General features: G+C 63.7%; 18 protein-coding genes and 1 tRNA gene. 8 read left to right on the top strand and 11 right to left on the bottom strand.

Annotation, left to right across the window (positions count from 1 at the left end; genetic code table 11):
* Positions 1–50: 50 nt before the first annotated feature.
* The 3 genes from ACPPVP_RS09390 to chpT all read right to left on the bottom strand — a co-directional run bounded on the left by ACPPVP_RS09390 (position 51) and on the right by chpT (position 4190).
* Positions 51–521, bottom strand: coding sequence for a chemotaxis protein CheW (locus ACPPVP_RS09390; protein WP_426533409.1), 471 nt, complete (start codon positions 519–521; stop codon positions 51–53).
* A gap of 33 nt (positions 522–554) precedes the next feature.
* Positions 555–3329 (bottom strand): hybrid sensor histidine kinase/response regulator, encoded by a 2775-nt coding sequence (locus ACPPVP_RS09385; RefSeq protein ID WP_426533407.1) that lies wholly within the window; start codon positions 3327–3329, stop codon positions 555–557.
* A gap of 213 nt (positions 3330–3542) precedes the next feature.
* On the bottom strand, positions 3543–4190 hold the full coding sequence (gene chpT / locus ACPPVP_RS09380; protein WP_108522925.1) for a histidine phosphotransferase ChpT: 648 nt from the start codon (positions 4188–4190) through the stop codon (positions 3543–3545).
* Positions 4191–4340: 150 nt separating this feature from the next.
* Here chpT and ACPPVP_RS09375 point away from each other — a divergent pair, with 150 nt between their 5' ends.
* Positions 4341–5159, top strand: coding sequence for a 3'(2'),5'-bisphosphate nucleotidase CysQ family protein (locus tag ACPPVP_RS09375; protein ID WP_426533404.1), 819 nt, complete (start codon positions 4341–4343; stop codon positions 5157–5159).
* A 132-nt stretch (positions 5160–5291) separates the two neighbouring features.
* On the opposite strand, the gene ACPPVP_RS09370 is transcribed toward ACPPVP_RS09375, so the two are convergent.
* The gene (locus ACPPVP_RS09370; protein ID WP_426533402.1) at positions 5292–5798 is read right to left on the bottom strand and encodes a YHS domain-containing (seleno)protein; all 507 of its coding nucleotides are present in this window, start codon (positions 5796–5798) and stop codon (positions 5292–5294) included.
* Between the two features lie 222 nt (positions 5799–6020).
* Between ACPPVP_RS09370 and ACPPVP_RS09365 the strand changes: the two genes are divergently transcribed.
* The 4 genes from ACPPVP_RS09365 to ACPPVP_RS09350 all read left to right on the top strand — a co-directional run bounded on the left by ACPPVP_RS09365 (position 6021) and on the right by ACPPVP_RS09350 (position 8605).
* A complete protein-coding gene (locus ACPPVP_RS09365) occupies positions 6021–6692 on the top strand; it encodes a DUF1134 domain-containing protein (RefSeq protein WP_426533400.1) in 672 nt (223 codons plus the stop codon).
* 128 nt (positions 6693–6820) lie between these two features.
* The gene (locus tag ACPPVP_RS09360) at positions 6821–8095 is read left to right on the top strand and encodes a hypothetical protein (RefSeq protein ID WP_426533398.1); all 1275 of its coding nucleotides are present in this window, start codon (positions 6821–6823) and stop codon (positions 8093–8095) included.
* A gap of 115 nt (positions 8096–8210) precedes the next feature.
* Positions 8211–8285, top strand: a tRNA-Val gene (locus tag ACPPVP_RS09355).
* A 65-nt stretch (positions 8286–8350) separates the two neighbouring features.
* Positions 8351–8605, top strand: a complete 255-nt coding sequence (locus ACPPVP_RS09350; protein ID WP_426533396.1) for a hypothetical protein — start codon at positions 8351–8353, stop codon at positions 8603–8605.
* Between the two features lie 114 nt (positions 8606–8719).
* Here the strand turns inward: ACPPVP_RS09350 and ACPPVP_RS09345 are convergent, their stop codons facing one another.
* The 5 genes from ACPPVP_RS09345 to ACPPVP_RS09325 form a co-directional block, all read right to left on the bottom strand.
* Positions 8720–8860 carry a hypothetical protein gene (locus tag ACPPVP_RS09345; RefSeq protein ID WP_426533394.1) on the bottom strand — a complete coding sequence of 47 codons (141 nt, stop codon included), beginning with the start codon at positions 8858–8860 and terminating at the stop codon, positions 8720–8722.
* 113 nt (positions 8861–8973) lie between these two features.
* Complete coding sequence (locus ACPPVP_RS09340) at positions 8974–9165, bottom strand: hypothetical protein (RefSeq protein ID WP_426533392.1); 192 nt, start codon at positions 9163–9165, stop codon at positions 8974–8976.
* A gap of 144 nt (positions 9166–9309) precedes the next feature.
* Positions 9310–10632 (bottom strand): M20/M25/M40 family metallo-hydrolase, encoded by a 1323-nt coding sequence (locus tag ACPPVP_RS09335; protein WP_426533390.1) that lies wholly within the window; start codon positions 10630–10632, stop codon positions 9310–9312.
* Between the two features lie 23 nt (positions 10633–10655).
* Positions 10656–11171 carry a hypothetical protein gene (locus ACPPVP_RS09330; RefSeq protein WP_426533388.1) on the bottom strand — a complete coding sequence of 172 codons (516 nt, stop codon included), beginning with the start codon at positions 11169–11171 and terminating at the stop codon, positions 10656–10658.
* Between the two features lie 99 nt (positions 11172–11270).
* On the bottom strand, positions 11271–12818 hold the full coding sequence (locus ACPPVP_RS09325) for an acetolactate synthase large subunit (protein ID WP_426533386.1): 1548 nt from the start codon (positions 12816–12818) through the stop codon (positions 11271–11273).
* 225 nt (positions 12819–13043) lie between these two features.
* On the opposite strand from ACPPVP_RS09325, the gene ACPPVP_RS09320 reads away from it, so the two are divergent.
* From ACPPVP_RS09320 to ACPPVP_RS09310, 3 genes are all read left to right on the top strand, one after another.
* Positions 13044–13640 (top strand): L,D-transpeptidase, encoded by a 597-nt coding sequence (locus ACPPVP_RS09320; RefSeq protein WP_426533384.1) that lies wholly within the window; start codon positions 13044–13046, stop codon positions 13638–13640.
* Positions 13641–13740: 100 nt separating this feature from the next.
* Positions 13741–14550, top strand: a complete 810-nt coding sequence (locus ACPPVP_RS09315; protein ID WP_426533382.1) for a DUF2927 domain-containing protein — start codon at positions 13741–13743, stop codon at positions 14548–14550.
* Positions 14551–14870: 320 nt separating this feature from the next.
* Entirely contained in the window at positions 14871–15869 is a 999-nt protein-coding gene (locus tag ACPPVP_RS09310; protein WP_426533380.1) for a LysR family transcriptional regulator, read from the top strand.
* Between the two features lie 10 nt (positions 15870–15879).
* Here ACPPVP_RS09310 and ACPPVP_RS09305 read toward each other — a convergent pair whose 3' ends face one another.
* Both ACPPVP_RS09305 and ACPPVP_RS09300 read right to left on the bottom strand, forming a co-directional pair.
* Positions 15880–17073: a M48 family metallopeptidase gene (locus ACPPVP_RS09305; protein ID WP_426537756.1), complete on the bottom strand. Its 1194-nt coding sequence runs from the start codon at positions 17071–17073 to the stop codon at positions 15880–15882.
* Positions 17074–17085: 12 nt separating this feature from the next.
* Entirely contained in the window at positions 17086–18246 is a 1161-nt protein-coding gene (locus ACPPVP_RS09300) for a DUF898 family protein (RefSeq protein WP_426533379.1), read from the bottom strand.
* Positions 18247–18337 lie beyond the last annotated feature (91 nt).

Genomic DNA, 18337 nt, shown 5'->3' with positions numbered 1-18337 from the left:
TCCAATTGCACCAGATCCCAACAGGGATGTTTTCGTTCCAGGTTCGGTCTTCATGCCGCCATCAGGTCCGGCACGATTTCGAGAACGCGATCGACGTCGAGGACGACCATGAGCTGGCCGTCGAGACGGTGAACACCGCCGGCGAGCTTGGCCATGCGGGGGTCCAGATTGACGGGGTTTTCCTCGCGGCCGTTATCCTGAAGTTTCAAGACTTCGCCGATCTGATCGATCAGCAGGCCGTAGGACTCGCCGCGCAGATCGACGCCGACCGCCATCGGCGGCTTGCCGTCGTCGTTGTTGGGCAGGCCGAGGCGGGCGCGCATATTGACCACGGTGACGATGCGGCCGCGCAGATTGAGCACGCCGGCGATCTCGGCCGACGACAACGGCACCCGCGTCAGCCGCTCAGGCATGAACACGTCCTGCACCCGCGAGATCGGCAGGCCGAACAATTGTCCGCCGATAAAGGCGGTAACGTATTCGGCCACGGTGCCCTCGATAGTCTCGGTCTTGGTGGTCATGGTCTTGCTTCCTTATGCCCCGGCTAAGCCCGCTTACGCCGCTTTCCTGGTTTCGGCCGTCTGTTCCTTCAGCGCGGCGATCAGGCCGGGACGGTCGAACTTGGCGACGTAATCGTGGAAGCCGGCCTGCCGCCCGCGCTCGATCGCCGCCGGCGACACCAGCGAGGACAGCGCGATGATCGGCATCGTGCTCAGATTGTGGTCGGCGCGGATCACTTCCGCGAACTCGAAGCCGTTCATGTCGGGCATTTCGATGTCGGTCAGCACCACGTCGTAGTTGTGGCCCGAGCGCAGCGCCGACAGCCCCTCCTGCGCGTTGACGGCAACCCGCACCTTGTAACCGGCGGCTTTCAACACCGGCGCCAGCATGTTGCGGAAGAACGCAGAGTCGTCGACCAGCAGCACCGATCGTGCCGTCGATGACTCCCGCATCTCCTTGCGCGAGAACCAGTCGGCAAACGCCATCGGCAGGAAATGGCCGACGTCGATCACTTCGGTGGCCTGGCCCTTGATCACGGCGGAACCGAGAATGCCGTCCTTCTGGCCGGCGACCTCGATGTGCAGCCGCTCCTCGACGATGTCGATGATCTCGTCGACCACAAGGCCCATCGAGCGGCCGTCGTCGGCGAACACCAGGATCGGCTGCGAGCCTTGGGTCTGGACCGTGACCTCGGCCATCTGCACCAGCGGCATCAGCTGGTCGCGGTACTGCACCATGTAGCGGCCGTTTGAGAGTTCGATCTTGTCGGTGGCGATCTCCTCCAGCCGGGTGACGAGGCCGAGCGGCACCGCCTTGGGCTGCGAGGAGCCGGCGCGGAACACCAGCAGCGAGGTGAGCTGTTCGCCGCCGATCGCATGCGCTGCGGAGGCCTCGTCGGCCAGCTCATGGGACGAGGAGCCGGAGGCGCCGAGCGCCTTGGCAATGCCGTTGGGGTCGATGATCATGATCACGGCGCCATCGCCCAGAATGGTGTTGCCGGAGAACATGTCGATGTGCCGCAGCTTGGTGGACATCGGCTTGACCACGATTTCTTCGGTGTGGAACACGCCGTCGACCACGATGCCAAAAGTCTGGCTGCCGACCTGCGTCACCACGATAAAACCGTTCTCGGGGTCGCTTGAGGAGCCGTCGTCGATCTTCAGGAGCTTCTTCAGGTGCATCAGCGGCAACAGCTTGTTGCGCAGGCGAAGAACCGCGGTGTCCTTGATGCGCTCGATGCGGTGTTCGGAGTTGGCGCGGGCGCGAACCAGTTCCACGACCGAGAGCTGCGGGATCGCAAAGCGGTCGCCAGCGGCTTCCACGATCAGGGCCGAGACGATGGCGAGCGTCAGCGGGATCTTGATGGTGACGGAAGACCCCTCGCCGGCCACCGACTTGATGTCGATGGTGCCGCCGATCTGGTCGATATTGGTGCGCACCACGTCCATGCCGACGCCGCGGCCGGAGACCGAGGTGACGGCAGCCGCGGTGGAGAAGCCCGGCGCGAAGATGAACTTGTGGATCTGGGCTTCCGTCATCTTCTCCAGTTCGGCCTCGCTGACGAGACCGTTCTGGACTGCCTTGGCCTTGATCCGCTCGGTGTTGAGCCCGCGGCCATTGTCGGCGATGCAGATGATGATGTGGCCGCCCTCGTGATAGGCGGAGAGGCGAATGGTGCCCTGCTCGCCCTTGCCTGAGGCGAGCCGCTCGGCCGGGGTCTCCAGGCCGTGGTCGGCGGAGTTGCGCACCATGTGCGTCAACGGATCCTTGATCAGGTCGAGCACCTGGCGATCGAGTTCGGTGTCGGCGCCGTGCATCTCGAGTTCGATCTGCTTGCCGAGTTCGCCGGAGAGATCGCGGACGATGCGGGGCAGCTTCTGCCAGGCGTTGCCGATCGGCTGCATCCGCGTCTTCATGACGCCTTCCTGCAGTTCGGCGGTGACGTTGGAGAGCCGCTGCAGCGGCACCTTGAACTCGGTGTCCTCGTTGCGGCGGGAGATTTCCAGAAGCTGGTTGCGGGTCAACACCAGCTCGGAGACCATGGTCATCAGATGTTCGAGCGTGTCGACGTTGACGCGGATCGACTGGTTGGCGATCTTGTCGGCTTCCTGGACGTCGGGCTCACCGGCGACGGCGGCCTTCTTGGCCGGCTTTGCCTTGGCTTCCTTGACGGCTTCCTTGGCGGCGCTCGGCGCAGGAGCAGCTTCGGGCGCGGGTGCCGGCTGCTTGGCGACGGGGGCCGGCGCGGGTTTGGGCGCGGCTTCGGTCTCGGTCTCGCGGAAGGCGCGCTCGAGGTCGTCGAGTGAAACTTCGCCGGGACGCAGCGGGCGTTCCAGCACCTGGTCCACCAGCGTACCCTTGGCAACTTCCGGGGTGATCGCGGGCTGCACCGGCGGTGCGGCCACGACGGGCGCGGGCGCGGGTGCAGCGGGCGCTTCTGCCGCCGCATGCTTGGCGCCTTCGGCCATCGCATGCAACTGCTCGATCAGGTCTTCGTCGGTGCCCTCGGGCTCGGTCTCGGTGGCTTCGAGGCCGGCCAAAATCTCTTTAATGCGGTCGATGCTCGACAGGATCAGCGTCACGGCTTCGGCCTTGACCGTCATGCCGTCGCGAAATTTGCCCATCAGCGTCTCGCCGGCGTGCGCCAGCGCTTCCAGCCGCGGCAGCCCCAGGAAGCCGCAGGTGCCCTTGATGGTGTGGACCAGGCGGAAGATGTTATCCAGAATCTTCGCGTCGCTCGGGTCCTGCTCGAATCGCACCAACTGATTGTCGACCGTATCCAGGCTCTCGCTGGTTTCGGTCAAAAATTCCCGCAACAAATCATCCATGAAACTGGCCTTCGTACGCAGTGGCACGCGACATCGACGCGCCACGGAACGAGGCCAGCTTCTATGCAAAGCGTTTAATATTGGTTGCTCAATTGGAAAAGAACGGGATCAACAAAGAGATAAGACGGCAGAAATGAATTCTGCCGCCTGTTTTCAACACTTGGTTAACCATAGTCGCGCCTAAACGCGTTCAGGTTTGCGCGTGGGCGCGCTTCAGGCCGCGGTAACGACCACTTTTTCCCCGTCGGGTGCAAGCGTCACGCTGAGCCCGCAGGCCTGCGCCAACAGCCGCGTATAGTAAGGCTGCACCGCATGCGCATCGACGGAAGCCGTCGAATTCACGCTCAGGAGATCGGCGATGTTCTGCGGCAGGCGGGCATTCAGGCCAGCCGACGTCACGCGAAAACTCATCGTCTCGCCGTCGCCGATCGGATCGATCGTCAGCGTGCCACCGCGCGGAATCGTCTGCTGCGCGATGATCAGCATGTTCAGCAGCAGCTTGACGCGGTTCTTCGGCAGCAGCAGCCGCGGCAGATTCCAGGTGATGGTGATCTTGCCGTCCTCGATGTGGCCGCGCGCCATGGTCTGCGCATCGCCGAGATCGATCTGCGCGCCGGCCGATCCCGCAGCCCCGAACGCCAGGCGGCAGAACTGCAATCGCGCGGAAGCGGTCTTGGCGCTCTTGCGGATCAGATCGAGCGCGAAATCACGGTCTTCGGGCTTCGGGTTGTCGTCGAGCACCTCAAGCCCATTGACGATGGCGCCAACCGGGCTGATGAGATCGTGACAGACCCGCGAACACAACAGCGCCGCAAGTTCGAGGGCATCGGGAGCCGGACCGGGAGACGAAGTGCCAGACATCATGGGTTCCTGGAAAGCCGCCTGGTCGCAAATTGCTGGCGGGCAGTTACGAATCACGCGTGCTTATCGATTTGATACACTGCGCAGCCCCCTGCTGCCAGCACGCGGCGGCAATGGTAAGGCAGGACGAACAGCAAATAGGCTTAGCTCATGAATGAGGCACGTCCACTCGACCGCGATGCCGCCGCGGCGCTGATCGAACCGCTGACCGACATCGTGATCCGGGCGGGCGCGGCCATCCTCGCCGTCAACCGTTCCGCCATGAAGGTCGATGGCAAGACCGACGGATCGCCGGTAACGGAGGCGGATCTGGCGGCCGACCGAATCATCGCCGACGGCCTTGCCCGGGTGGCGCCCGGAATACCGTCGCTGTCGGAAGAGCGCGCCGCGCAGGCCGCGCCGCCCTTTGAGGAAAGTTTCTTCCTGATCGACCCGCTCGACGGCACCAAGGAATTCGTCGCCGGTCGCAACGAATTCACCGTCAATCTGGCGCTTGTAACCCAAGGCATGCCGCTCCTCGGAATCGTCAGCGCGCCCGCGCTCGGACTGATCTGGCGCGGCATTGTCGGCCGCGGCGCGGAACGGCTGACGCTGGGCCAGGGCCAACCGCTGATCGAGCCGGTTCGTACCCGCACTTGCCCGCCACGCGGCCAGCCGTGGACGGTCGCGGTCAGCCGCTTGCATGGCGATGCCAGGACCGAAGCTTTCATTGCGGCAAGGCCGGGCGCGGTCCGGTGCGAACTCGGCTCGGCGGTCAAATTCGGCCGGGTGGCCGAAGGCTGCGTCGATATCTATCCCCGGCTGTCGCCGACCTCGGAATGGGACGTCGCGGCCGGCCATGCGGTCGTCGCGGCCGCCGGCGGCAGAATCACGGATTCAAACGGTGCGGCGCTGGTTTTTGGCGCCGGGCGGAAGGACTTCATCGTTCCGGAATTCATCGCCTGGGGCGATCCGAACGCGGCGATTTGATGAAGCCGTCGTTTCGTAGCCCGGGCGAGCGCAGCGACCCCGGGGAGCGGTGCCAGACAAATGGAATACGTGAAAGTTGTGATCGCTGTTCCCGGGGTCGCTGCGCTCGCCCGGGCTACGGCAAGTCGCAACTTACTGCGCGAGGCCTCGCTCCAGCGCCGGCCAGCGCGCGGCGGCGTCTTTCAGGAAGCGTGCCGGCTCGGCGGCGAACGCATCGCGATTTTCCTCGCGGCCGAACAGATAGAGCCGATCGCCCGTGACCACCCAAAAGCGCGGGTTGCCCGCGTAGGTCACCCCTCGCCCCAGGTCGACCGGGTCGTAGCCGCCGAACTGGGGCCCGTAGATTTCCGGATGCGCCACGAAAGAGGCGCGGTTGCCCTGGTTGCGGAAACGCCAGACGGCGCCGGCTTCGCGCGCCTCGAAATCGGGCGACCCCCGGGCCGCCACGGATTCCGTGAAATAGGCGACGGGATCGAAGCCCTCGATGGCGAGCCCGGAATAGCGGTTCACCACCACCCGTTCGGTGGTCGCCGCCCACGCGGCAGAATCAAGGCCGAGTACGGCAAAAAAGCCTGCCAATAAGGCAAAAAGGGTTATTCCTGGGCGCGAACCGTATCTTTCCTGCCGTTGTGCCGTCATTGTCTATATTGATACCAATTGAACCGTTGATTTTCCTTGGCCGATGGCAGGAAGCCTGAAACGGTGGACTTGTGCCGTTATATCGAAGCCAAAATGCCGTTGTGCCGTCATAGTTGGTGCCGATAACATTGCGAGTCGAGGGGACACTGGACGCAACCTAGAGCCATGCTGTTGGCGTCAGGTTAAGGCGGCGGCCAGAATTTCGATGCCAGGGGTTCTTTCATGACGTTTGCTTCACGCCTTGCCGCGGTGACGTTTGCCGCGCTGATGTGCTGGACCGTACCGGCTTCCGCACAGCAGGTGCAGCCGGCGCCGTTGCCACCGCCACAGCAGCAATACCAACAGCCGTTGCCGCCACCGCAGCAGCAATACCAGCAGCCGGCGCCGCCACCGCAGCGCCAGGCGGGGCCGGACACGTTCGAACCCGGCGAACTGGTTTCGGCCGGACATAAATTCTTCGGCAATGTCTCGCGCGGCCTCGCATCCATCATCGAGCGGGCGGTCAGCCAGTGGGGACTTCCCAATGGCTATGTGCTCGGCGAGGAAGGCTCGGGCGCTTTTGTGGCAGGCCTGCGGTATGGCGAAGGCACGCTCTACACCAAGAACGCCGGCGACCTGCGGGTGTATTGGCAGGGACCGTCGGTCGGCTTCGACTGGGGCGGCGACGGTGCGCGCACCATGACGCTGGTCTACAATCTTCCCGCGACCAACGCGATCTATCAGCGCTTCGTCGGCATCGACGGCTCCGCCTATATCATCGGCGGCTTCGGCATGACCGCGCTCACCGCCAACAACATCGTGCTGGTGCCGATCCGCTCCGGCATCGGCCTGCGGCTCGGCGCCAATGTCGGCTATCTCAAATTCACCCCGCGCGCGACCTGGAACCCGTTCTGAGCTCGTCTCAGGCATAGACGCGCATCTCCCCAGGCGAATTCAGGTTAACGCGGCATTGGACTGGCGCAGGGCCGGCCGGGCGTGGCAATGTGATTGAGGAATCCTCATCTCGTGCGGAGTAACCATCGATGATCGAACCGATCATGTATCTGGCGATCGGTTTCCTGGTCTCCATGCTGTTCGGTCTGATGATCGTGCCGCTGGTGCATAACCGTGCGGTGCGGCTGACGACGCGCCGGCTCGAGGCGGCAACCCCGTTGTCGATGGCCGAGATCCAGGCCGACAAGGACCAGTTGCGCGCGGAATTCGCGATGTCGGCGCGACGGCTCGAAATGAACGTCGAGCAGCTCAAGAACAAGACCACGAGCCAGCTCGCCGAACTCGGCAAGAAGAGCGACGCGATCAACCGCATGAAGATCGAGCTCGGCGAAAAGAACGCCACGATCTTTTCGCTCGAGGCGCGCGAGAAGGCGGTGAAGGAGCAGTTGCGCGCCACCGAAGAGGAGTTCGCGGCCAAGACCGAACTGTTGCGCGGCGCCGAACAGGCGCTGACCGACAAGCAGGGCGAACTCGCCCGGATCAATCACGAACTGAACGATCGTGCGATGACGGCGGACAGCCGCCAGGTCGAGCTGGTGGCGGTGCGCACGCAGATCGACGAACTGAAGGGCCGTGTCGGCGACGCCGAAAAGGAATTTTCGACGACGCAAGCGCGCCTCGCCCAGGAGCGCGCCGATTCCGAGCGCGCGACGCACGAACTGAACGACGCGCGCAGCCGCGTCGAAAATTTGAGCCAGCGCGTCACCGATCTCGACCGGCAATTGATCGTCCAGGTCAAGGAAGCCGAGATGCTGGGCAGCCGCGTCAACGACCTCGAAGCGCGGCTGGCGACGCAAGGCAAGATCCTCACCGAACGCGAATACGAAAACAATCAGCTCCGGCAGGCGAACGAAAACGCCGAGCGCGCGGTCCGCGAACTGCACACGGAGATTGCGGGGATGAGCGGCGGCAAATCCCCGATCGTCGAGAAATTGCGCAGCGAGAAGGCGGCGGTGGAAGAACAGCTTCGTGTCGCCCGCGACGAGCGTGCAAAACTGCAGCGTGACATCAACGCGATCCAGCAGCAGGCCGAAAGCTCGTGGCAGACCGAGCGGATGGAAAACGCGCTGTTACGCGAGCGCATCAACGACATCGCCGCTGAGGTCGCAAAACTCGCCATGCAGCTCGAAGGCCCGAATTCGGCGATCGAGGCCATGCTGGCCGCGGAACCGCCAAAAACCCCGGCCAAACCCGCCAATGACGTCACCGGGACTGCAGCTGTCGCGGAAGGCGGCGGGACGCTGGCCGAACGCATCCGCGCGCTACAGTCGCACGCATCGCGGGCTCGCCAACAAGGCGCGTAATTCGTCCCACGCCCCGAAATCGCGACGTTACGGGCCGACTGATCGCTTGACACTGGGGGCCCGTACTTCGTAAATCGCGGGCTCTGACGGGGCATATTGTTCGCCCACGTTTCCCGGACGCATAGCTCAGCGGGAGAGCGTTCCCTTCACACGGGAGAGGTCCAAGGTTCGATCCCTTGTGCGTCCACCATTGTTCTGTAGCCGTCTCGTTCACAGCCATTCTGTTCGCCCGAAATCATTGCCGGATAGCCGACGATGACAGCCTCGAAAATCGTCATGACCCTCACCACGCTGACCGGTGGCGCGGTTGGATTGTTCGCGCCAATCGGCGTCGTCAAATGGCTGTTTCGCACCGACCCGGAAGACGCCGGAATCCTGACGCTGTTCTTCTTTCCGGTGTGGTGCCTGCTGGTAGTGCTGGGCCTGTTGATCGGGCGCAGGCTGGGACAGCTCACGACCGGCGAAAAGCGGATCGCGCAGAGATGCAGAGATAACGATTGCCATCTCTAAGGCGTTTTCGAGCGAAGTGGATGCTGGTCCACATCGAGAAAACGCGTCAAACAAGAAATCCAGAGCTTCGACTCTGATTCAATCAGCAGCGAAGCTCCATGAGCTCGGCATGCACTAGATCGCAAACACCCAGATCACGAGGATGGTGCCTAGCGTTGCCAGACCACTGATGGTCCATCCGGTTGCGTAACTGATTTCATCGTCGCCGGCGCCGCTCATCAAGTCGGCATCCGTGGTTGCTGAGCGCCACTGCATGGCACCGCTCCTCAAAGCCCTGCCTGCAACCACAACACCGGCCGAGGCTGCCGGTTCCATCTCAAGGTCAGGGCTCTGCTCCAGGCTGGCCTATCGCCGCCGGGAGCGAAGAATCACGCGTAGGCCAGCAACCGGCGATTGGCTTGGAGCGGCGGAACCATCTCCTGCTCCTGATCGCGAACGATGATGGTGACTTCCCAGCCTTCGCTTGCCCACACCCGGGCCTTGGCGACCGCCATCAGCGAACTGCTTCGATCCATTCTGACGGTTTCGTTTCCGCGTTCCGCCACGATTTGGTACGCCATGCCACATCCCCTACGCACGTAGAACTACTCGGGAACGATGTTCGGTTACTGCTTTGGCCGCAATGGGCCGATAATTTGTCCAATCGGGGGCATGGTTAACGGCGGGTAATCCCCGCAAAACCGGTTTCGAGGGCCCTTTTGGCCCTATTTGGCGGCTTTTCGCTCGGCAAGCGCCGGTTTGGTGACGCCGTCAAGCCCGGTCAGGATCAGGACGGTCAAAAGCGCGTTCTGCGGGCCGTACCAGGCGTTGACCGGCTTGTACCACTCGTTGCGCGAGTGCCAGTTGCCGCCCTCCCCGCCGCCGCCGATGGTGACGGCCGGGATGCCGAGCGACATTGCCATGTTGGAGTCGGTCGAGGAGCCGGCAAAGGTCGGCCGCGGCCCGCGGGTGACGGCCGAGACTGCACGCTGCGTCGCCAGCACGATCGGCGAATCCATCGCCACGATGCCCGCCGGCCGGTCGCCGATCAGCCTGGCCTCCACCGTCATCTTGTCCGATTTCCAGCGCGCGTTTTCATCCGCCACCGCTTCCTTGACCAGTTCAAGCAACCGCGCCTCGAGCTTGAGCAGTTCGTCGGTCGAGTTCGAGCGCATGTCGACGGCCATCCGCGCTTCGGCGGCAATCGCATTGACCGAGGTGCCGCCGTTCACGGTGCCGACGGTAAACGTCGTCCTGGGATCGGATGGGGTCTGCAACTCCGCGATTTTCGCAATCGCCCGGCCCATGGCATGGATCGCACTCGGCAATCCGAACTCCGCGAACGAGTGCCCGCCGGGACCCTTGAAGGTGAACTCGTAGCGGTGGCTGCCGGTCGCCTGGTTGACGACGCGGGTGACGCCGAGCCCGTCGATCGAGATGAAGCCGTCGATATCGGTGTGATCGCGGAACAGCGCCTTCACGCCGCGGAGATTGCCGAGTTCCTCTTCGCCGACTGTGCCGACGAACATGATGTCGCCTATGGTCGCGATCTGGTTTTCGTTCATCGCCTTGATCAGCGACAGCATCGCCGCAAGCCCGCGCGAATCGTCGCCGATGCCGGGCGCCAAGATGGCGCCGTCCTTCTCCTTCACGGTGACGTCGGTGCCTTCGGGAAACACCGTGTCGAGATGCGCCGAGACCACGAGCCTGGGCCGGCCGCCGCCGGTCCCCTTGCGCAGCGCGATGACGTTGCCTTCGCCGTCGATCGACGCATCCTTGAAGCCGAGCTCCTGCATCCGCTTCTGATAATATTCGGCGCGGACCTTTTCCTTGAACGGCGGCGCCGGAATTTCGGTAATGCGCTTCTGCTCGGCAAAGGCCCGCTCGTCATCGGCCTTGATGTCGTCGAGTGCCTTGACGATTTTGGGGTTGGCGAGAATGGCCTCCAGGTCGGGCGCGGAAGCGGCCTGCGCCCGAACCTCCCGCACCAGCGCGTGCTGCGCGAGGGCGACAAGGGCAATGGCCAGGATCGATCGCGTGAGTGTCATCTACAAATCTCCATTCGCAGGTTTCATCCTGCGCTTAAGCCCGCATCCTTCAGCCGTCCGGTAAACCAGACGGACAGGGCGTGGTCGAGAACGCCGCTGGTATAGACTTCCGTCACCGTGACCTGCTTCTTGTCCAGCGTCAGCAGCACACCGATCCAGTAGGCGAACCACAGATGCGGGTCGGTCAGCGCCCGCAGCTTGTGCTGGTCGTGTTCGAGCGGCTGGTGATTGGCCGACTTCCGCACCTCGACCGCGAGCAGGTTGTTGGGAATGGCGCGCTGGTGCACCACGATGTCGGGATAGATGGATTTGGCGAGGTGATCGTCGGTCGAGACGATCGACCCGTGCGGCAGCCGCAGCGTGCGGTCGCCCAGCCGGTCGTATTCGCAGTCGATCTCCCAGCCCGGGAACTCCCTTTCGAAATGCACCGCCAGCCGGTGCGTCAGCGCGCGTTCGCCGGCCTCCTTTTCGAGCAGAAAGGCTTCGTGCGCGTAGAACTCGTGAAGTGCAGTGATGACCTTGTTCAGTTCGGTCTGCATGACGCCTCCCACGAAGGCGAGCGGCTAGAGCATGATCCGGAAAAGTGGGCACCGGTTTTCCGAAAAGATCATGCTCAAATTAAAAACATAACCGTCGCCTTACATCTGCACTTCGATCAGCCGCGGTCCCGGTTCGGCGATGGCTTCCGCCAGCGCCTTGACGAAGTCGTCGACATTGGCGACCGCGCGGCCCGGCACGCCCATGCCCCTGGCCAGCGCCACGAAGTCGAGGTCCGGGCGATCGAGCTTGAGCATGTCGAGCGCCCGCTGTCCCGGCTCGCCGGCGCCGACGCCGTCGAACTCGCCTCGCAATATCTGGTAGATCTTGTTGGCGAATACAATTGTGACAACGTTGAGGCCTTCGCGCGCCTGCGTCCATAGCGATTGCAGCGTGTACATCGCGCTGCCGTCGCCGACCATGCAGATCACCTTGCGATCGGGACACGCCACCGCGGCGCCGGTCGCGACCGGCGTTGAGAACCCGATCGAACCGCCCATGTTCTGCAGCCAGTCGTGCGGGTTTGCCGCCGCCGTCGGCGGAAAGAAGCCGCGGCCGGTGGTGACGGATTCATCGACCACGATGGCGTTTTCCGGGATCGCCATCGCAATCGCCTGCGCGATCGAGGCGTGCGTCAGCGCGCCGGTCGGCTTTGCGAGCTCCACCAGCTTCTGCGGCTGACGGTCGGCCGGCTGTGCGTGGAGCGCGCCGGCCAGCGCTTCCAGGGCGGCTACGGAATTTTCGGCGCCCGAGGTCATGCGGTGCACCTCGCAGCCCTGCGGCTTGAGCATGCTCGGCTTGTTCGGATAGGCAAAGAACGCGACGGGATCGTTGGCCTCGACCAGCACGATATTCTTGAAATCCTTCAGGATCGGCAGCGCCTGCTCGATCACGTAAGGGATGCGGTCGATCGCGAACCGGCCCTTGCCGCGCGCCATGCGCGGATTGTAGGTCTGGCCCATCACCTTGCAGCCGGTCTTGCCCGCGATCTGGGCGGCCAGCGCCAGCCCGTGTTCAGTGAGCGCGCTGCCGGTCATCAGCAGCAGCGTCGACGCGCCGCCGTTGCGCAGCACCTTGGCGGCGTGGTCGACGGCCTGCGCGGAATAGTTGGCGCGCTGGCTCTCCGCAGGAACCTGGGCGATGCCATCAGCTTCGTTCCAGGCGGTATCGGCCGGCAGGATCAGGGTAGCGATCTGCGCCGGCGCGCTTTTGGCGGCGGCGATCGCCGCGGCGCCATCCGCGGCAACGGACTTGGAATCCGGCGAGGTCCGCACCCAGGAGGACATCGGCCGCGCCAGCCCCTCGATGTCAGAGGTCAGCGGGGCATTGTAACCGATGTGATAGGTCGCGTGCTGGCCGACGATGTTGACGATGCCGGAATTGGCCTTCTTGGCGTTGTGCAGGTTGGCGAGGCCATTGGCGAGGCCGGGGCCGAGATGGAGGAGCGTCGACGCCGGCGTGCCCTTCATGCGGTAATAGCCGTCGGCGGCCCCCGTCACCACGCCCTCGAACAGGCCGAGCACGCAGCGCATCCCCTCGACCCGGTCGAGTGCGGCGACAAAATGCATCTCAGAGGTGCCAGGATTGGTGAAGCAGACATCCACACCACCCGCAACCAATGTCCGCACCAGACTTTCCGCACCGTTCATGGTTTCGTTCCCCTTCGATCGTTCTGATGAGCCGCCGACGATCAAACATTGTTCCCGCGTTTCGTCAAAGGTTTAGCGGAACAATGCAGCCATCGCCCAAGGCATGTTGCCTTTTCTCCCCGCGGCGTTCGAAAATGGCTGGAGTCACGGCCTCGTTGGTTGCACGATCGCCGCAATTGTGGCCTGTCTCGACAGGCATATTCAGATTTTTTCACGAGGAAGAAAATGATTCGGGCTTTTGCTTTTCTTGCGGCGGTGATGATGCTGGCGGGAGCCGGCCAGGCGCGGGCCCAGGGCTTTCCAAACTTCTTCGACGACTCGCGCGATATCATGGGCGGCGGCCCCGGTTTCTTCCGTCCCGGCATGCCCAGCGGATCGAGCCCGATCCCGCGCACCACCGTGAGCTTCAACGGCGGTTACGCGCCCGGCACGATCTACATCAACACCACCGAGCGCCGGCTCTATCTCGTTCTCGGCAATGGCCAGGCACTACGCTACGGCATCGGCGTCGGCCGCGACGGCTTCCGCTGGGGCGGAACCCATCGCATTTCGGCGAAGAAGGAATGGCCGAGCTGGACGCCGCCGGCCCAGATGCTGCGGCGGCGACCGGATCTGCCGCGCCACATGTCGGGCGGCATCGACAATCCGCTCGGCGCGCGGGCGATGTATCTGGGATCGACGCTCTATCGTATCCACGGCTCCAACGAGCCCGAGACGATCGGACAGGCGGTTTCCTCCGGATGCTTCCGCATGACCAATGAGGACGTGACCGATCTCTACAGCCGCGTTTCCGTCGGCACCACGGTCGTCGTCAAGAATTAGGCCGCCGCCGTCCCGGAACCTGGCGCGATCATGCGCGCAAGCGCGTGATTGTAGCTTTCAACCCTTGCACGCGCGCGCCGATTGCTGCAGCGTCGTTTGAATGCGCACGCCCCGCCGATTCCTGCATCCATGGACGCTCGCGGCGGCCCTGGGCGCCGTCGCGTTCGGCGAAATCCTGGTGCCGTGCACGGCATTGGCGGATATTCCCGCCGTCGCACAGCGCCAGCGCACCGAGAAAAAGAGCTTCACCGACAGCGAGATCGTCGAAGGTTTTCTGAAGACCGCGTTCGGCGCCGAATATCATCTCGCCGGCCGTGTCGACCGCATCCGCAAATATGACGGGCCGGTACGGGTGTTTGCCGACGGCAATCGGCCCGACCGCAAGGCGCAACTCGCTAAAATCGTGGCCGACATCGCCGCGCGCGTTCAGCATCTCGACATCGCCATGGCCGAAACCCTCGAAGACGCCAATGTGCAGGTCAAGCTGGTGCGCGACCGCGATCTCCAGCGCACCATCGCGACCTTCTACGGCAGCGAACGTGCGAAAGAGATTCGCTCTTCGCTCGACCCGCAATGCCTGTCGGGCTTTCGCAAGAACGAGAAGTTCGAAATCGAGCATTCCGACGTGATCCTCACCGTCGACAATGGCGACTTCGTCTTCTTCGACTGCGCCTATGAGGAATTGCTGCAATCGCTGGGGCCGATCAACGATACCTCGAGCGTGCCCTGGACCATGTTCAACGACAATGTGTCGATGGGCTATTTCGACGTCTACGATCAGTATCTCCTGAACCTGCTCTATGATCCCCGGATCAAGCCCGGCATGACCGTGCAGGAGGTCAACGAAGTGCTGCCGGACGTGCTGGCCGACGTGCGCACATGGGTGCGCAAGGTCAACAACCTGCCGTAGGTGACGGGCCGCCACGGCGGAGATTCACCGCGAAATGGTGCGGGTGGAGAAGGCGTAAGCCAGCCGCCGGCCTCACCCCGTCATTGCGAGCGAAGCGAAGCAAGCCATTCTTTCTTTGTGCCGCAAGGTGGATTGCTTCGCTTCGCTCGCAATGACGGCGGAGAATTCGGGCAATTCCCCGCACAGTTGAAGTCCGGCAGCCTCGCCGCCATCCACCCTTTTTTCTACGACAACGCAAAGTTTTATTTGCGAAACATTGTGACTTCCGGAAGCAAATCCTGTCTAATGGGATTCATGGGCGCTTCCTATAAGTTTTACAAATGAACGACCTGCCACGTATTCAGGCCTTGCGCTGCTTCATCACCGTGGCCCGCGAAGGCACGGTTTCGCGCGCGGCCACCTTGCTGCACTTGACCCAGCCCGCCGTCAGCCTCCAGCTGAAGGGGCTGGAAGAGAGCACCGGCTTGCAGCTTTTCAACCGTACGCCGGGCGGCTTTACCCTGACCGAAGCCGGCGCCGCCCTGTTGCCCCTCGCGCACCGGACGGTATCGGCCGCGGCCGATTTCAGGACGGCGGCCGATTCGTTGCGCGAATCGCTGCGGGCAACGCTGCGCGTCGGCACGATCCTGGATCCCGAGTCGATCCGGCTGGGTCCGTTCGTGCGAAGCCTCGCCACGTCCTGGAAGAAGACCGAAGTCTTCCTCCGCTACGGCATGAGCGACGACGTGCTGGCCCAGATCGGCAAAAGCGAGCTCGATGTCGGATACTACATCGATGCGACGCCCCCCGAATGCCTTGCGTCGGGGACACTGCCCGAACGCACCATCGAGGATGGAAAGTTCCGCCTCATGGCACTCACGCGCTACAACTACCGCGTGATCGCTCCGCGCGAATGGAGCGACAAGGTGCTCGGAAAAGACTGGGCGGACCTCGTCGACCTGCCCTGGATTACGACGCCGCATGCCTCGGCGCACCGGCGGCTGATCGACGATGTCTTCCGGCCAACGGGGTCATTGCCAAAACGCGTCGCCTTCGCCGAACAGGAAGACGCCATGATCGAGTTCGTCGAAGCCGGCAACGGCCTTAGCCTCATCCGCGACTGCGTGCTCGAGCGCATCACGCGCAAACGGAATTTCGTGATTGCCGACGAGCTGGCGCTGACCTGCGACCTCAGTTTCGCCTGCCTGATTTCGCGGCGTCACGAGCCGATGATCGCCCAGGCCTTCGCGGCCATGCAGGCGGTATGGGAGCTGAAGCCGGGCGGCGCAGCGCCTGCGCCGATCGAAACCGCACGATCGCGGAAAAGCGCGCGGCGATAGCCTGACCGGCTCAAATTTTGGCCGGGTCGGACTTGCCCGGATCCGACTTTCCCCGGTCAGGCTTGGCGGGCGTAGACTTGGCGGGCTCAGACTTGGCGGGCTCAGACTTGCCATCGCAGATCGATTTCAGCGATCGCCATTCCTCTGATGTCAGCAGCGGCGGCCCGCTGGCTGTCCGGTCTTCCCGGCTCATCCGCGCCAGCCGGTCCTCGCTCAGGGGATGGGTGGAGATGATGGAGAGGCCCTTGCCCTCCTTGCCGGTGACCCGAAGCAGCAATTCCCCGGTCGGCTTCGCCGGCCGGCCCAGCCGGTGCATGACGTCGATCGCAAAACCGTCGGCATTGGTCTCGGCCTCGCGCGAATGCGACGACGTCACCAGCGTGCGCGAGCCAAAAATGAGAGCGCTGGAGCCCGTGATGTCGCCGAACAGCAGTCCAATCAGGAACGACGTGCTGCCGTCGCGGATCAGCCCGCGCATGCTGTCGCGATGCTTGAGATGGCCGAGTTCGTGGGCCAGCACGCCCGCGATTTCGTCGGCGTTGTCGGCCTTCGCCAGCAACCCGTCGAACAGATAGACCCGGCCGCCCGGCAGCGCGAAGGCATTGGGTATCGAACTCGACAGCACGCCTGACTGCACCGAGGTGTCGAGACCGGCGGATTCGCGGATGGCGGTGACGAGCTTGACGAACGCCTTCTGCCCGGCGGGGTTCTCGCACGCCTTGGCGTCGAAGATCTTCTTGACCTGGCCGTCGGCAGCGTCGCCCAGCCGCCGTTCGAACGCTTCGGGCACCAGCGGCGCGAGACGGTCGGCGATCAGCGGAAGTCCGAACAATACCACGGCGACGATCGAAACCGCGGCCGCGATCGACCAGCCGACAATGGCGGCAACGCCGCGGCGGCCGGGCGTGTTTTCATCCAGCCTGGCGCAGCGCGAGACCAGTTCGTTCGCAAGCGCACTGTCGCGAACCTCCAGCCGGGCCAGCGCAGATGCGGTCGGGCAGCCGAGGCGCAGCATGCCCGACGGGCTGTCGGCGCGGCGGATGTCGGCATAGTCCCACGCAGTCAGCGTCTGTTCATGGTCGCTGATTTCAAGCCGGTCGGAGAACTTCAGCGTCACCGCGCGGCGTCGGCTCGACATTCCGTCGAAATAGGTCGCCGCATTGACCAGTGGCGTATTCGCAATTTCGGGTGCACCGCCATCCATCGTCGTCACACCCTAGAACCCGCCGACATCGAGACCGTCGGCAAACCCTTCGCCGAGCGCGTTGGCCAGATCGCCCCGCGCGGCAACGTTGGCGGCGGCCTCGATGCCGATGATGTTGACCGAACCCAGCACGGTCACCCAGAGATCGCGCGTCAGATAGACCCGCATCACCACGTTCATCGCCATCGCCAGCACCAAATAGCCGAGACCAAACAGCACCAGCAGCGGAATGCTCCGCATCAATTCCGGCGTCTTGAAAAACGCCGTCAGTCCCTCGCCGCTCATGCTGGCGACCAGCACCGCACACAGGGCCAGATAGACCGCGAAGACCAGCCCAAGCAGAGCCATCCAGCCGATCACTTTCCAGTACAGCCCGATCAATGCGCTCTTCGGCAACGACGATTCCAGACGCACGCCGCCGAACCGGATGCCGGACAGCCACCAGCGCCATTCGATAGCCTTGTAGCCGGCATAAACGAAGGGGGCGATCGGGCTGACATAGAGGGCGATCGGCGTGAGCAGCCACAGCCACCAGCCGCGCTTGAAGAACTCCCAGCCGCGCCCCTCAAAACTGCCCTGCAGGTCGCCGTAATGGGAATGGCGCATCTTGTAGCGTTCGAGCGCCGCAGCTCGCCATGGCAGGATCAGCCCGAGCGTGAGGATCATCAGCAGGCCCCACAGCGACGCTTGCAAGGCATAGATCCAGCCCGAGCCGGTCATCCAGAAGCGCACGCCGCGCCACACCGTGCGCGTCATCCGGTAGCGCCGCGCGCGAAAAATCGCGAACTGCCCGAACAGGTAGAAGAAGGCGACCAGCGGAATGCTGGCGAACGCCTGATAGTGCTCGGCCTCGAGACCGATCAGAAAATAACCGAGATAGATCGGCACCAGGATCGCGAGCGCGACCAGAAACCCGATCAGCAACTCCTTGCCGCGGCCGGTATATTCGGCGGCATCGCCATCGATCAGGGTGTTGGACCAGAGATGGCGGCGAATATCGGTGAGCAGCCAGAACCGGTAGAAGCCGAGGGTGACGAGCTCCAGCGCCGCGCCGCGCTTGGCCAGATCGAAGAACTCACCGCGGCTGCCGCAAAACGCCACGGGCATCGGCGGCGGCCCAGGCGTGGGAGGCGGCCCGGGCGGCACCTGCGGGGGCCAACTCATCTCATTCATGGCTCAACTCCGGCGCGAACGGTGGCGGATCAAACCATAAATTTATCGGCCATTGTGTGACCGAGGTCCCACACCCGAAGCGTTTTCGGGC

The sequence above is a fragment of the Bradyrhizobium sp. McL0615 genome (assembly GCF_049993905.1).
Classification (GTDB): domain Bacteria; phylum Pseudomonadota; class Alphaproteobacteria; order Rhizobiales; family Xanthobacteraceae; genus Bradyrhizobium.
The sequence above is the reverse complement of the archived record's forward strand: the minus strand, read 5'-3'. Positions and strand labels throughout refer to the sequence as shown.